Annotated in this window: 16 protein-coding genes; 11 read left to right on the top strand and 5 right to left on the bottom strand. The window is 72.1% G+C overall.

What is annotated here, in order from left to right:
- Positions 1-515: 515 nt before the first annotated feature.
- Positions 516-2,180 carry an alpha/beta fold hydrolase gene (locus tag DY240_RS32760; RefSeq protein WP_199701125.1) on the top strand — a complete coding sequence of 555 codons (1,665 nt, stop codon included), beginning with the start codon at positions 516-518 and terminating at the stop codon, positions 2,178-2,180.
- 6 nt (positions 2,181-2,186) lie between these two features.
- On the opposite strand, the gene DY240_RS08980 is transcribed toward DY240_RS32760, so the two are convergent.
- Positions 2,187-2,510, bottom strand: a complete 324-nt coding sequence (locus DY240_RS08980; RefSeq protein ID WP_119659596.1) for a hypothetical protein — start codon at positions 2,508-2,510, stop codon at positions 2,187-2,189.
- A 61-nt stretch (positions 2,511-2,571) separates the two neighbouring features.
- Here DY240_RS08980 and nucS point away from each other — a divergent pair, with 61 nt between their 5' ends.
- Entirely contained in the window at positions 2,572-3,267 is a 696-nt protein-coding gene (gene nucS / locus DY240_RS08975) for an endonuclease NucS (protein ID WP_119659595.1), read from the top strand.
- Positions 3,268-3,282: 15 nt separating this feature from the next.
- Here the strand turns inward: nucS and DY240_RS08970 are convergent, their stop codons facing one another.
- Together DY240_RS08970 and DY240_RS32755 are read right to left on the bottom strand one after the other, a co-directional pair.
- Complete coding sequence (locus tag DY240_RS08970; protein ID WP_199701123.1) at positions 3,283-5,244, bottom strand: hypothetical protein; 1,962 nt, start codon at positions 5,242-5,244, stop codon at positions 3,283-3,285.
- Positions 5,241-5,495 carry a hypothetical protein gene (locus tag DY240_RS32755; protein WP_199701122.1) on the bottom strand — a complete coding sequence of 85 codons (255 nt, stop codon included), beginning with the start codon at positions 5,493-5,495 and terminating at the stop codon, positions 5,241-5,243. The genes DY240_RS08970 and DY240_RS32755 overlap by 4 nt, the downstream gene beginning before the upstream one ends.
- A gap of 85 nt (positions 5,496-5,580) precedes the next feature.
- On the opposite strand from DY240_RS32755, the gene lpdA reads away from it, so the two are divergent.
- On the top strand, positions 5,581-6,981 hold the full coding sequence (gene lpdA, locus DY240_RS08965) for a dihydrolipoyl dehydrogenase (protein WP_119659593.1): 1,401 nt from the start codon (positions 5,581-5,583) through the stop codon (positions 6,979-6,981).
- A gap of 41 nt (positions 6,982-7,022) precedes the next feature.
- Positions 7,023-7,628 (top strand): hypothetical protein, encoded by a 606-nt coding sequence (locus tag DY240_RS08960; protein WP_147375251.1) that lies wholly within the window; start codon positions 7,023-7,025, stop codon positions 7,626-7,628.
- Between the two features lie 15 nt (positions 7,629-7,643).
- On the opposite strand, the gene DY240_RS08955 is transcribed toward DY240_RS08960, so the two are convergent.
- Positions 7,644-8,144, bottom strand: coding sequence for a GNAT family N-acetyltransferase (locus DY240_RS08955; RefSeq protein ID WP_119659591.1), 501 nt, complete (start codon positions 8,142-8,144; stop codon positions 7,644-7,646).
- Positions 8,145-8,289: 145 nt separating this feature from the next.
- On the opposite strand from DY240_RS08955, the gene DY240_RS08950 reads away from it, so the two are divergent.
- The 3 genes from DY240_RS08950 to DY240_RS08940 all read left to right on the top strand — a co-directional run bounded on the left by DY240_RS08950 (position 8,290) and on the right by DY240_RS08940 (position 10,256).
- Complete coding sequence (locus tag DY240_RS08950) at positions 8,290-9,246, top strand: methylenetetrahydrofolate reductase (RefSeq protein ID WP_233552665.1); 957 nt, start codon at positions 8,290-8,292, stop codon at positions 9,244-9,246.
- Complete coding sequence (locus DY240_RS08945; RefSeq protein ID WP_119659590.1) at positions 9,243-9,557, top strand: NUDIX domain-containing protein; 315 nt, start codon at positions 9,243-9,245, stop codon at positions 9,555-9,557. The genes DY240_RS08950 and DY240_RS08945 overlap by 4 nt, the downstream gene beginning before the upstream one ends.
- Before the next feature lie 90 nt (positions 9,558-9,647).
- Entirely contained in the window at positions 9,648-10,256 is a 609-nt protein-coding gene (locus DY240_RS08940) for a dihydrofolate reductase family protein (protein WP_119659589.1), read from the top strand.
- A gap of 38 nt (positions 10,257-10,294) precedes the next feature.
- Here the strand turns inward: DY240_RS08940 and DY240_RS08935 are convergent, their stop codons facing one another.
- A complete protein-coding gene (locus DY240_RS08935; RefSeq protein ID WP_119659588.1) occupies positions 10,295-10,822 on the bottom strand; it encodes a hypothetical protein in 528 nt (175 codons plus the stop codon).
- 113 nt (positions 10,823-10,935) lie between these two features.
- Between DY240_RS08935 and DY240_RS08930 the strand changes: the two genes are divergently transcribed.
- From DY240_RS08930 to DY240_RS08915, 4 genes are all read left to right on the top strand, one after another.
- Positions 10,936-11,619: a response regulator transcription factor gene (locus DY240_RS08930; protein ID WP_119659587.1), complete on the top strand. Its 684-nt coding sequence runs from the start codon at positions 10,936-10,938 to the stop codon at positions 11,617-11,619.
- A 44-nt stretch (positions 11,620-11,663) separates the two neighbouring features.
- Positions 11,664-12,950 (top strand): sensor histidine kinase, encoded by a 1,287-nt coding sequence (locus DY240_RS08925; RefSeq protein WP_119659586.1) that lies wholly within the window; start codon positions 11,664-11,666, stop codon positions 12,948-12,950.
- Positions 12,951-13,141: 191 nt separating this feature from the next.
- Positions 13,142-13,684, top strand: a complete 543-nt coding sequence (locus tag DY240_RS08920) for a PepSY domain-containing protein (protein WP_119659585.1) — start codon at positions 13,142-13,144, stop codon at positions 13,682-13,684.
- Positions 13,685-13,745: 61 nt separating this feature from the next.
- Positions 13,746-14,270: a SigE family RNA polymerase sigma factor gene (locus tag DY240_RS08915; RefSeq protein WP_119659584.1), complete on the top strand. Its 525-nt coding sequence runs from the start codon at positions 13,746-13,748 to the stop codon at positions 14,268-14,270.
- Positions 14,271-14,441 lie beyond the last annotated feature (171 nt).

Below are 14,441 nucleotides of genomic sequence, written 5' to 3'. Positions count from 1 at the left end.
GCCCGCCCGCTGCGCGCGCGGCCTGCCGCCGTCGGCGATCGCCCGCCGCCCGCTGCCCGCCGCCTGTCGCGCCGTCGCCAGTCGCCCCCGCCATCCCGTTACTGCCGCCGTCACCCCGCCTCGTCCGGGACCGCACCGGACGCTGGAGCTCTGCTGTCTGATGGGGCCGCAGAGCTTCAGCGCGTGGTGGGCTCTGCTGTCTGATGGGGCCGCAGAGCTTCAGCGCGTGGTGGGCTCTGCTGTCCGATGGGACCGCAGACCTCCAGCGCGCGGCGGAACTCTGCCGTCCGATCGGACCGCAGACCTCCAGCGCGGCGATCAGGGCGTCGCGAGGGCGCTGACCGGGCGGGCTGCTCCGGCGCCCGCCGGCCGCGCCGTCGCCCGCGACGGCGCCACCTCACCCGCGGCGGAGCCGGACGGCGGCCGGAACTCCGGCCCATGCGGACTCCTCGCGAGTGAGGTGCCGCTGCCGCGAGCGAGGACGATCGGCGTGCGACGCGGTAGCGTCCTGCGCCGTGCCCGCCTACCGCGCCGATGACGACACGTCCCTGCACTACGACGAGCTGGCCGGACCGGCCGCCGCCGGCCCGCCCGTCGTCGTCCTCGCCGGCGGGGCGGCCCGGCACCCGGTCTACCTGGGCGATCTCGCCGGGCTGGCCGACCGGCACCCGCTGGTCATCCCGCACCTGCGCGGCGTCGGCGAGTCGCCGGCCCCGGACGCGCCGGAGGCGGGCTCGTACTGGCGGCAGGCCGCCGACCTCGACGCGCTGCGCCGGCAACTCGGGCAGGACCGCCTGCTGGTCGCCGGGCACTCGGCCGGCACCCGGCTGGCCGTCGCGTACGCCGTCCAGTATCCGGCGCGCGTCGCGGCGCTGCTGCTCATCACGCCGCCGTCCACGCACCTCGTCGACGCCGAACCCGACGCCGAACGCATCGCCGAGCGTCTCGCCGCCCGCCGCCGCGGCGACGGACCGGTCTTCGACGACGCGTGGGCGGCGCTGAGCGCCGGGCCCGCCGTCCTCGACGACGAGGGTTTCAACGCCTGGCAGCGGCTGGTCGCGCCGTCCAGCTACGCGCACTGGGGTGCGGCCGAGCGAGAGCACGCCGCCGCGGGCCGCTACGACCTGCCCGCCAACCGCGCCTACTTCAGCCTCGACCCGCCCGCCGACCTCGCCGATCGGCTCGCGTCCGTCACGGCGCCGGTCCTCGTGGTCGCCGGCGCCGACGACGCCATGACGGGGTTCGCGCCGGTCGCCGCGCTGGCCGAGCGGTTCCCCGCCGGGCGGCTCGCCGTCGTCGAGGAGTGCGGCCACTACCCGTGGGCCGAGCGGCCGGCCGAGTTCCGCGCCGCCGTCGACGCGTTCCTGGACGACGTAGCGGAGATCCCCCTGCTCGGCGGTGACGTCAGCGACGGCGTCGTCCGGGTCGGCCGCACCGTCCGGCGGCACCCGGCGCCGGGCGCGGCCGCCGTCCACGCCTACCTCCGGCACCTGGAGCGGGCGGGCTTCCCATACGCGCCGCGCTTCCTCGGCCTCGACGACCAGGGCCGCGAGATCCTCACCTACATCGACGGCGAGATGGGCGGCCGGCCGCTGGCGCCGTGGGCCGTCACCGAGGAGGCGCTGCGCGAGATCGCCGTCATCCAGCGCCGCCTGCACGACTGCTCGGCCGGGTTCGTGCCGCCGGACGGGGTGAGCTGGCCGGCGCCGGTCGAGCTGCCCGGCGTTCCGCCCGCGTACGACGGCGCCGCGGACGTCGTCGGGCACAACGACATCACCTTCGAGAACACGATCTTCGTCGACGGCCGGCCGGTCGGGATCATCGACTTCGACCTCGCGGGGCCGGCCACGCGACTGCTCGACGCCGTCACGACGCTGCGGTACTGGGCGCCGCTGGCCGCACCGGCCGACCGCGACCCGGCGCTGCGCGACGCCGACGCGGGTCGCCGGATGCGGATCTTCGCCGACGCCTACGGGCTGGACGCCGCTCAGCGCGCCGCTCTGCTCGACGTCGCCGACCGCCGGTTCACCCGCGCCTGGCACGTCATGAAGCATCGGGCCGAGACCGACGGCGGCGGCTGGGCGCGCATGTGGGCCGACGGCGCCGGCGACCACATCCGCCGCAGCCACGACTGGTTCCGGTCGCAGCGCGACGCCCTCGCCGCGGCGCTCACCGGCTGAGCGTCGTCAGCACAACACCTCGGCGCCGGTGCGGTGCAGGTAGGCGCAGATCAGGCCGAGGTCCCACTCCAGCTGCGTGATGCGTTCGTCGACGGCTTCGGCCGGCCACGACGGCGCGTCGAAGCCGAGCTGCCGCTCGATCTCGTCCAGCCGAGCCGCGTCGTCGACGCCCGCCCGGTCGCCGGCGTCGTCGGCCCGCGTCGTCAGCAGGTCGCTGACGGCCGCCTCCAACTCGTCGATCCGCTCGCCCTGCCGCTGGACGACCACACCGGCCACGCCGGCGACGACCAGCAGGACGAGACCCATCGCGATCAGCACCATCCGCTGCATGCCCGCCTCCGCACCTCGATGTGCGTGTGCTCCGCACGCTACGCCGTCTAGAGTTCGGGCGGTGAGGATCGTCATCGCTCGTTGTCAGGTCGACTACGCCGGGCGGCTGACCGCCCACCTCCCGCTCGCCACGCGCGTCATCATGGTGAAGGCCGACGGCAGTGTGCTCGTGCACTCCGACGGCGGCTCGTACAAGCCGCTGAACTGGATGAGCCCGCCCTGCACGCTCACCGTCAGCGATCCGGGCGAGGACGCGACGGGCGACGGCGTCACCGCGGTGTGGACGGTGCAGAACGGCAAGACCGACGACCGCCTGGTGATCAGCGTGCACGAGATCCTGCACGACTCCAGCCACGACCTCGGCGTCGATCCGGGACTGGTCAAGGACGGCGTCGAGGCGCACCTGCAGGTGCTGCTGGCCGAGCAGGTCGAGACGTTCGGCGCCGGCTGGCGGCTGGTGCGCCGCGAGTACCCGACGCCGATCGGTCCGGTCGACCTCCTCTGCCGCGACCATGAGGGCGTCGCCGTCGCCGTCGAGGTGAAGCGGCGCGGCGAGATCGACGGCGTCGAGCAGCTCACGCGGTACCTCGACCTGCTCAACCGCGATCCGCTGCTGGCCCCGGTGCGCGGGGTGTTCGCGGCGCAGGAGATCAAGCCGCAGGCCCGCACCCTCGCCGTCGACCGTGGCATCACCTGCGTCACCGTCGACTACGACGCCCTCCGCGGTGTCGACGACCCGACGTCCCGGCTGTTCTGACGCCGGCGGATCGTCTCAGTTCTCCGGCTCCGGCTCGAGGTACGCCACCCAGTCCTGGGCCTCCATGGCGCCGTCGTTCCAGGCCTGCTGGCCGGCGTCCACCCCTTCGTTCAGGGGGTTCGCCGGATAACCGCTCTGCGCGTTGACCCAGTCGTAGAACTCGTCCGCGAGGGCGGTGTCGCCGAAGATCTCCTCCATCGGTCGCAGCAGACCGTCCTCAGTCCTCAACTCCGGAGGCAGGGACGCGAGCGCCTCCGCGCCGACACCGTTGCGGACCAACCGCTCCGCGATCAGGTACCACTGCATGTGCTTGGCCTCTATGTTCTCTGCGACGACGCCCTCCTCCGTGTGCACGTCGTCGACCCAATTCCCCAGGAGCTTGCCGCCGATCAGCTGGAACAGCCAGTACGGCACGTGCAGTGCTGCGTTCGTCGGAATCAGGCCGGCGCCGCCGGTGTAGAAGTCGGTGAACGCCTGCCGGATGCCCCGTTCGGTGGCGTCCCAGTCGGCGGCGTGCCGCCGTCGTGCCTCGAAGTTCAACGAGGCCGTCGCGCCGAACAGCCTCAGGAGGTCCTGGGTGCGGGTGCCCGGCGGGTTGGTCGCCCAGTCGGCCTGCATCGCCGCGTCGAGTTGCTCGTCCATGAGCCGGCCCATGGCGTCGTCGAACGGTTTGGCCGTCTCGAGGGTGTCCTGGAAGCCGGCCATGAACCGGTAGACGACGTCCGGGCTGAGGTAGAACGACGGCGACAGGCCGGCGTCAGCGGGGAAGTCCGGCGGCGCCCCTGTCATGGACGGCTCGCGGCGCCCCGGCCGCTCACCGCCGTCGATGTACGAGCCGGCGACGATCTCGTCGACATACGCGGCACCGATCCGGGCGAGCGAGTTGCCGAGCGTCGGCGGCAGCTCCTTGTGCCGGCCGACGGCGGAGATGAACTGGAACGCGAGGAGGTTCTCCTCCGGCGAGTGCTCCGTACGGGGCGGATCGCCGTCCGCGCCGACACCGGCCTCGATGGCCAGACCGAACATCTCGGGCACGTCGTGCCGGTCCGGCGGCGACATACCGGTCAAGTCGACCTGGTCGACGAGCTGCTCCATGTCGTGGGTCTGGAACACCAAGCGGCTGAGCTCGGGGTCGCGGGACAGCGTGCGGAACGCCAACGCCGCGATGTCGGACGGGAGCCCGACGCTGGTCCGGTCAGACGTCAGCGATTGAGCGGCGATGTTGCCCGGCTCGTGCCCGCCGGCGACGAAGGCATCGAGTGCCGTGCCGTTCACCGTCCGCTCCGCGAAGGCCCGCGACCCGGAGAAGTCGCCATACTGCAGCAGCGCCAACCGGCCCCAGGCGACCTTCGGGTCGTCGGTCGCCTCGCCGAACTCGTTCTGGAAGGCGCCCAGCCCGTCAGGCGGCGTCGCGTCCATCAGGGCCGAGCCCAGGCCGATGCTCATCAGCTCGAGGTAGCGCTGCGCGTTCTCGCCGACGCCCGACTCCGGCATGCCCAGGGCCGCGGCGAACCTGGCCGCCATCTCCGGGCCGAGCTCGGCGTAGAACCCGGCCATCGCGTCCGGGTCGTAGGCGAGCGCCTCGAACTCCTGCATGAGCGCCGCGAAGTCGCCGTCCACGCCTCCGGCCTGTTCGAACCGGATCGCGAGGTCGCGGCCCTGACGCTCGGCCAGCGCCGGGTCGAGGTCGGTGACCTCGTTCTCCTCGATCCGCACCATCGGCGCGTTCGGATGCTGGCGCTGCATCGCCCGGGCCAGACCCAGCCGGCGCTGGGTCTCCTGCAGCGCCGAGTCGACCCACTCGTAGACGATCTCGAGATCCTGGAAGCCCGCCGACGTGACGTCGAGCCGGTTCATGTCCGCCCGGACCGAGCGCTCGGTCGTGAAACCGATGAAGTCGTCGATCTCCCGGAGCGCGATCTGCAGCTTGGCCACGAGGTCCTCGAGGCCGGTCACCGAGACGGAGGAGAACGTCATGCCGGCGGCTCCTCCGCGGGAGCCGCGGCCACGGCGGCCTCGATGTCGCCGTCGACGGCATCGGCGCCCTTCTGCAGCACGCTCTTGTGGATCTCCATCGACTGGCCGAAGCTGTCGGCCCGGCTGCCGGTCCACGCCTCCCCGGACGCCATGATCGACAACGGCGCGTCGAGCGCGGCCTTGAGGTCGCCGATGATCCGGCCGACCTGGATCTGCAGCCGCTCGAGGTCGGCCCGCGTGGTGTCGTTCACAACCACGCAGTGAACTCCGAGGTGGATTCACATCGGCTTCATGACTGTGTCATCGCAGCGCGGCGAGGCATCTAGGCTGTCCATCATGAGTGCGCACTTCGATGTCGTCGTCCTGGGCGCCGGCCCGGGCGGGTACACCGCGGCCGTCCGCGCGGCCCAGCTGGGCAAGTCCGTCGCCGTCGTGGAGTCCAAGTACTGGGGCGGCGTCTGCCTCAACGTGGGCTGCATCCCCAGCAAGGCGCTGCTGCGCAACGCCGAGCTCGCCCACATCGTCAAGAACGAGGCCGACACCTTCGGGCTGGTCTTCGAGGGCGAGGTCAAGGCCGACTACTCGAAGGCGTACGAGCGCAGCCGCACCGTGGCCGACGGCCGCGTCAAGGGCGTGCACTACCTCATGAAGAAGAACAAGATCACCGAGTTCGACGGGTGGGGCACGTTCACCGACGCCAACACCCTCGACGTCCGCCTGAACGACGGCGGCAACGAGACGGTGACGTTCGAGCACTGCATCATCGCCGCCGGCGCGACGACCCGGCTGCTGCCCGGCACCGAGCTGAGCGAGCGCGTCGTCACCTACGAAGAGCAGATCCTCGAGAGCGAGCTGCCGCAGAGCATCATCATCGCCGGCGCCGGCGCCATCGGCGTCGAGTTCGGCTACGTCATGGCCAACTACGGCGTCCAGGTCACCATCGTCGAGTTCCTCGAGCGCATGCTGCCGCTGGAGGACCCCGACGTCTCCAAGGAGCTCGCCCGCCAGTACAAGAAGCTCGGCGTCGACGTGCGCACCTCGACGCGGGTCGACAGCATCGACGACACCGGCGACAAGGTCCGCGTGACGGTGACCTCCGGCGACAAGCAGGAGGTTCTCGAGGCCGACAAGGTGCTGCAGGCCATCGGCTTCGCCCCGCGCGTCGACGGCTACGGCCTCGACAAGACCGGCGTGCGCCTGACCGAGCGCGGCGCCATCGAGGTCGACGAGTACCTGCGCACCAACGTGCCCAGCATCTTCGCCATCGGCGACGTCACCGGCAAGCTGCTGCTGGCGCACGCGGCCGAGGCCATGGCGATCATCGCGGCCGAGACCATCGCCGGCGCCGAGACCATGCCCGTCGACTACGACATGATCCCGCGCGCGACGTACTGCCAGCCGCAGGTGGCCAGCTTCGGCTACACCGAGGAGCAGGCGCGCAAGCTCGGCCACGAGGTCAAGGTCTCGAAGTTCCCCTTCATGGCCAACGGCAAGGCGCACGGCCTCGGCGACCCCGTCGGCTTCGTCAAGATCGTCGCCGACGCCGCCCACAACGAGCTCCTCGGCGCCCACATGATCGGCCCGGACGTGACGGAGCTGCTGCCCGAGCTCACCCTCGCCCAGCTCTGGGACCTGACGGCGGACGAGGTCGCCCGCAACGTCCACGCCCACCCGACGCTGTCTGAGGCCGTCAAGGAGGCGATCCACGGCATCTCCGGTCACATGATCAACATGTAGTGCGCTAGAGCTTTCCGGCGGCCAGGTGCACACTGTGCCGGGTGATCAACGGACTCCTCGTTGCCGCGAACGACGGCCAATCGGTGTGGGCAACGGCCGCACCGTATGTCGCAGCAGGCGTTGCGCTCGTGATCGGAATCGTGACCCCGGTAGTGAGTGCGAGGACCGCCGCCAGGACGGCACGTGAGACGCTGGCGGCTCAGCGGCGCATCGCGAATGAGGACCGGCTCTGGCATCAACGCGCCGAGACGTACGTCGCCCTGCTGAACTGGGCTGCTGAGCAGCGCGCTCGGATCACCGCCATCACGACGGACGCGCCGAGCCTGCGGGAATTCAGCGCGAAGCTGCATTTCCCGGCCGACCTCGACGCGCGGATGGTGGCGTACGCGTCGGGCACCGTCTATGCCGCAGCGAGGCGGTTCGTGGATGCCATGCGTGCTGACGCCTCGCTCAACGCAGACGCCCTGGGACGGATGGCTCAGAACGTCGAGCCAGAACCGATCCTCGCCAGCGTTCACGAGTCGGCGGCGCGTTCCGACGCATGCGCCAACCGGATGGCCCAGCTCATCAGCGATGATCTCCACGGGAGACTTCCCGACGACGACGGACGGGCCCAGGGCATCGCTGATCCGGCCGCCGAGGGCTGAGGTGGCCGCCGTGCTCTACGGCTGGCGCACGAGGTTTCGCTGATACCACGTGCCCGGCTCGCCGCCGAGGTGGGCGGGGTCGGCCGGGCCGACGGGGACGAACCCGGCCTTCGTCAGCACTCTCTGGGACGCGACGTTCTGACGGGAGGCCGCCGCGCGCAGGGTGCGCAGCCCGTGCTGGACCGGCGCCAGCCGGCACAGCTCCCGGACGTTCGCGGTCGCCACGCCACGGCCGGCCACCCGCTGCGCGACCCGGTAGCCGAGCTCCGCACCGCGGTTCTCGATGTCGACGAGATTGAACCGGCCCAGCACCGAGCCGTCCTCGTCGACGAGGACGTAGAAGGCGCAGATGCCGGCCTCCTGCTCGGCCAGCAAGGCGGCGAACCGGTCGATGAACTGGTCGAAGTAGTCGTCGCCGCGGTCAGAGATCGAGGCGGCGAAGTAGGCGCGGTTCGCCAGCTCGAAGGCCAGCACCGCCGGGGCATGACCGGCGTGCAACCGCTTCAGCTCGGGCATCGCCCGACCGTACCCACGATGGTTCGCCGAGGTCACCTGGTTTCCGCCGGCGCGAACGGGCCGGGCCGGCCGCCCCCCCGCACGAGTACCGTCGACTGCGCTGGACGTGCCGGCGAGGCACAAGCGGGTGACGTGAGGAGAGTACGTGGATCTGCAGCGACGCATCGTGGACCGCGAAGGCGAGTTCATGTTCTTCTCCCTGGTGCCGCCACGGCTGGCGACCTCACCCGACGAGGCGCAGCGGATCGCCGACGTCACGCTCCAGCGGCTGGAGCCCGTGGACCTCGACGGCCTGATCCTGTACGACATCGACGACGAGAGTGACCGCAATCCCGAGCAACGCCCGTTCCCCTTCCTCCCGACGATGGACCCGGCGGACTATGCGCGGAAGAACCTGGCGAAGTGGGAGCTGCCCGTTCTGGTCTACCGAGCCATCGGCAAGTACCCCGAGAACGAGCTTCGTTCGTGGCTGGGCGGCCTGGACTCCGACCGCCTGCTGTCCGTCTTCGTCGGAGCGTCGTCGCGCGACAAGACGGTCGCGACCTCCCTGCGGCGAGCCTACGCACTGCGAAGCGAGACCCGCCCCGACCTTCTCCTCGGAGGCGTCGCCATCCCCGAGCGTCATCGGCGGCGCGGCGACGAGCACGCGCGGCTCATCGACAAGCAGGACAACGGCTGCTCGTTCTTCGTCACCCAGGTGGTGTACGACGTGAACGCGGCGAAGGATGTCGTGTCGGACTACCACTACGCGTGCGTCGAGCGTGGGATCTCACCCGTACCGGTGATCTTCACGTTCTCGGTGTGCGGCTCGATGAAGACCATGCGGTTCCTGCAGTGGCTCGGGGTCGATGTCCCGCGCTGGGTCCAGAACGATCTGCGGAACGCCGACGACACCCTCGACGCCTCGTGCGAGCAGTCGCTGGCGACCGCCGTCGAGCTGGCCACCTTCTGCCGCCGGCTGGGGATGCCGTTCGGGTTCAACGTCGAGAGCGTGTCGATCCGCCGGGTCGAGATCGAGGCGTCCGTCCAGCTCGCCGCGAGGATGCGCGACGTGCTGGCAGTGGCCTCGCGGATCGAGTCGCAAGCGGGAGATGATCGGTGACGGACCAAGGCGTGCGGGTTCGGTGTGCCGGCCTTCTCGTCCGCGACGGCCATGTCCTCGTGGAGTCCCTCGTCGGTGCCGGGCGGTGGAGCCCGATCGGCGGCGGACTCCAGCCGGGCGAGACCGTGCCCGAGGCGATCGTCCGGGAGTTCCGTGAGGACCACCAGGAGCTCGCCTGGATACCTCTGTCCGGGCTCGCCGACGTGGTCCTGCTGCCGCACCACCTCAGCGAGGAGATCCCCACGGCGCTGGAGACGGGACGGATCGTCTTCCGCAGCGAGCGGCGAGTGCCGGTCATGAAGCAGGAATGAAGCCGCAGGCTCCTAGGCTGGCCCGGTCACGCGACGCCGAGGTCCGACGCCGCATCGCACCAACGGATCGCCAGGGGCGAGGAGGCAGGCATGGGCAAGGTGATCGGCGAGCTCTCCATCTCGGTGGACGGCTACTCGGCCGGGCTCGACCAGACCGAGGAACGCCCGTTCGGCACCGACGGCGGCGACGGCTGGGGCAGCAGGCTGCACGCCTGGATGTTCGACACGCCGGAGGAGAACCGGGCCGAGCGCGACCAGTTCGCGGCCGCCGGCGCGTACGTCATGGGGCGCAACATGTTCGGGCCGGTGCGCGGCGGGTGGGATCGGCCGTGGAACGGCTGGTGGGGCGACGACCCGCCGTTCCACGCTCCGGTCTTCGTGCTCACTCACCATGCGCGAGAACCGCAGCCGATGGAGGGCGGCACGACCTACCACTTCGTCACCGACGGCATCGAGTCGGCGCTGGCGCAGGCACGCGAGGCGGCCGGCGACGGCGACGTCACGCTCGCGGGCGGCGCGAGCACCATCAACCAGTACCTCGCCGCGGGCCTCGTCGACGAGCTGCGGCTGCACGTCGTGCCGTTCACGCTCGGCGCCGGTACGCGGCTGTTCGAGGGCGTCCCGTCGCTGCGGCTCGAGCAGGTGAAGTCGCGGGCCGCGAGCCTGGTGACGCACCTGACCTATCGCGTACTGACCTGACGGCCCCGCGCGGTCCGTGCCGGCCCGGGGGAGCCGCCTCAGTCCTCGGTCTTCTGCTGGATCTCGTCGGTGACCACGCCGTCGACGCAGCGGAGGCGGACCTCGACCTCGATGGCGTCGTTCTCGAACTTGATCTGGGGGTGGTCGTCGTCCTCGTCGTCGTCCGCGTCGACCTCGAAGCCCTGTGCGGGGGCCGCGTAGAGCACCTCGACAGTCACGCCGTCGGAGCCGCAGCGGGCGGTGACGGTGCCGGCGCCGTTGGCGTTGATGGTGCGCTCGGCGGCGACCGGGGGAGCGGTCGAGCTGGTCGAGCTGGGCGACGGCGACGGTGGCGGCGGGTCAGCCGGCGACGGGGAAGCCGACGGCGAGCCCGTGGGGTCGGTCGTCGCCGCGGGGGAGGCCAGGCGCTGCTCGACCTCGGCCTGGGTGAGCGGCTCCTGGGAGGACCCGAAGATGTCGCTGCCGATCATGCCGACCGCGGCCATGCCGACCGCCGTGGCGCCGGCCGCGGCGGCGAGCCACAGCAGCACCACGGTCCCGACACGCATGATCCGCGAACTGGTCACCGCTCCACTATGCCCGCCGGCCGGGTTAAGGGACGGCTAAGCCAACCTCAAGGGACGCCCGGCGAGCGGCGAACCCGCCGGCCCGCGAGCCGTCGTGCCCTAGTGTCGACCGCATGGCCCAGGTACTCGTCGTCGAGGACGATGCGACGATCCGGTCCGCGCTGATCCGCGGGCTGACCGAGCGCGGCCACGCGGTCCGGTCGGCGCCGACGGCGATGGCCGGTCTGGAGCAGGCGGTCGGCGACCGCCCGGACGTCGTGGTGCTCGATCTGGGGCTGCCCGATCTCGACGGCACCGCCATGCTGCGCATGCTCCGCGGCGTCAGCGACGTGCCGGTCATCGTCGCCACCGCGCGCGACGACGAGAGCGAGGTGGTCGCCGTCCTCGACGCCGGTGCGGACGACTACGTGACGAAGCCGTTCGGCGTCGCCCAGCTCGACGCCCGCATCCGCGCGGTCCTCAGGCGTGGCGGCGAGGAGCAGCGCGACCAGGCGGTCACCGTCGGCGGGCTGCGGGTCGATCCACGCTCGCGCGAGGCCACCCTCGACGACACCAGGCTCGAGTTGACGCCGCGCGAGTTCGACCTGCTGCACTACCTGGCCGCGCGCGCCGGCGAGGTCGTCAGCAAGCGCGAGCTGCTGACGGAGGTCTGGCAGCTCCCGTACGGCGGCGCGGACAAGACCGTCGACGTCCACCTGTCCTGGCTGCGACGCAAGCTCGGCGAGACCGCCCAGGAGCCGCGCTATGTGCACGCCGTCCGCGGCGTCGGCGTGCGGCTGGCCGCGCCGGAGGAGTGACGTGGTGAGGACGGCCGCGAGGCCCCCGAGGGAGAGGTGAAGAGGTGCGTCGCAGGCTTCTCGTCCTCGTCGCCGCCACCACGACGCTGGTCCTGGTGGCGTTCCTCGTGCCGCTGGCACTGCTGGTCCGCAACGTCGCCGCCGACCGCGCGGTGCAGGCGGCCACCGTCGAGGCTCAGGCGCTGACCGCACTGGTCGCGACGGCGGAGGGGGAGTCGCTGGCGCGTGCCGTTGACCAGGTCGACGCGACGTCCCGGTTCGACGTGACGGTGTTCCTGCCCGGCGGCGAGCGGCTCGGCGCCGAGGCGGACCGGTCGCCGCTGGTCGAACTGGCCGAGCGCGGCTCCAGCGCCTCGGCCGAGGCCGCCGGCGGCCGCGAGATCGTGTTCGCCGTCGGCGGGGCCGGTGGCAACGGCGTCATCCGCACGTTCGTCCCTGACGCGGAGCTGCGGCAGGGCGTCGCCCGCGCCTGGCTGGCGCTGACGGGGTTGGGCGTCGCGTTGCTGCTGGTCGGACTCCTCGTCGCCGACCGGCTCGGACGGCGGCTGGTGCGCGGCGCCACGGATCTCGCGGCGGTGTCGCACCGGCTCGGACGCGGTGAGCTGGACGCGCGCGCCGACCCGTCCGCGCCGGGCGAGCTGGGCGTCGTCGCGACGGCGCTGAACGGTCTGGCCGGCCGCATCACCGACCTGTTGCGCGAGGAGCGCGAGACCATCGCCGACCTCTCGCACCGCGTCCGCACCCCGCTGACGACGCTGCGGATGGACGCCGAGGCGCTGCCCGCCGGCGAGCAGTCCGACCGCATCGTGGCCGACGTCGACGCCGTCGACCGGGCGGTCACCGACGTCATCCAGCAGGCGCGCCGGCGCGGCACCGCACCGGGGGCGGTGACGACGGACGCGGCCGACGTGGTCCGCGAGCGGGCGGCGTTCTGGGCGGTGCTCGCCGAGGACACCGACCGCGAGCTGACGGTGGACGTCGCGCCCGGCCCGCTGCCCGTCCCGCTGGCCCGCGGCGACCTGGAGGCGTGCGTCGACGCGCTGCTCGGCAACGTCTTCGCCCACACCCCGAACGGGACGGCGTTCGCGGTGCGGCTGGAGCCCCGTGACGGCGGCGGCGCCCGGCTCGTCGTCGCCGACCAGGGGCCCGGACTCCCGTCCGGCCAGACCACCGGGGTCCTGCGCCGAGGCGTCAGCGGGTCCGGGTCGAGCGGCCTGGGCCTGGACATCGTCCGGCGGACGGCGGAACAGTCCGGCGGCGGCGTCCGGCTGGACAGCCCGCCCGGGCGCGGCCTCACCGTCGTCGTCGACCTCGGCCCCGGCCCCCGTTGATCTTGGAGTTGTTCGGGTATCTATCGGGCATTTCGCCCGGCAATTGCCGAACAACTCCAAGATCAACTTGGCGGGGCGGGGGCGGGGAGCGCGAGCGTGGGGCTTAGCCCGGCGTTAACCGCCGCTCAGCGCGGCGCTAGGGCGGACGGCGGGAACGTGGTGGCATCGCACCGATACGGAAGGACGCCATCATGAACCGCAACCGTCTGATCCCCGCCGCCGCTGCCGCGGCCGCCCTGCTCATCACCGGCGGCGTCGCCTACGCCGTCAGCACCGACGACGGCGACGACCGGCAGCGGACGTCGGTCACCACCGACGACAACCCGTCGCTCAGCGACCTCACGCCGGACGACTCGGCCACCACGGCGCCGACCCCGGACGACAGCCCGTCGTCCATGCCGTCGCCGGACGACTCGGCCACCAGCGCGCCCGCCGCGCCCAGCGGCGACGAGATGGGCAGCGGCGAGGCCGAGCAGATCGCGCTGGCGCACGTCGGCGGCGGCACGGTCACCGAGGTCGAGCGCGAGTGGGAGCACGGCCGGCTGGAGTGGAAGGTCGAGGTCCACCTCGACGGCGTCGAGCACGACGTGCGGGTGGACGCGGTCTCCGGCGAGATCACCCGGGTCGACGTCGACGACGACCGCGACGACCGCGACGACCGCGACGACGACCGCGACGACGACGACCGTCACGACGACGACCACGATGACGACAAGGACGACCACCGCGACTGACATAGTGGGCCCATGCTCGTGCGTCTGTGAGTGAGGAAGCGGCGCCGACGAGAGGGACGAGATGGATTCTCGAGCCGAGAGCGAGTTCCGGGAGTTCGTGGAGTCCCGCTCGTTGGCGCTGCGGCGTACCGCCTACGCGCTGACCGGTGACCTTCACCTGGCCGAGGACCTCGTCCAGGGCGCGCTGGTCAAGCTGGTCCGCCGCTGGCACAAGGTCGACAACCCGGAGGCGTACGTCCGGCGCACGATCTACCACGACCACGCCAGCCGCTGGCGTCGCCGGAAGATCGTCCGCGAGGACACGGTCGCCGACCTGCCCGACCGCTCGGTCGGCGACGGCGCCGGTCAGGTCGACGATCGCCTCGACCTACGCCAGGTGCTGCTCCGGCTGACCGCCCGGCAGCGGGCCGTCCTGGTGCTCAGGTTCTACGAGGACCTGCCCGAGCGGGAGGTGGCCGAGATCATGGGCTGCTCCGTCGGCACGGTCCGCAGCCAGACCGCCCGGGCGCTGGCCCGGGTACGCGTGCTCGCACCAGAGCTGGCCGCCGGTGCCGCTCTGCCCACTCCCGAGGAGGCATCAGCATGACGCTCGAAGACCAGGTGCGCGACGCGCTGGACGATCTCGCCGGGCGGGTCCCGCCGCGGGCCGGACTGGCCGACGCCGTCCTCCGGCAGGCGCGCCGGCGGCGGACGGTGGTCCGGCTGGCGGCCGCCGGCGGCACTGCCGTCGCGGTGGCGGCCGGGACGACGGCCGTCC

This window comes from Jiangella rhizosphaerae (assembly GCF_003579925.1).
GTDB classification, from domain to species: Bacteria; Actinomycetota; Actinomycetes; order Jiangellales; family Jiangellaceae; genus Jiangella; species Jiangella rhizosphaerae.
Note: the sequence above shows the minus strand (reverse complement) of the source record. Positions and strands in the feature narration are given on the sequence as shown.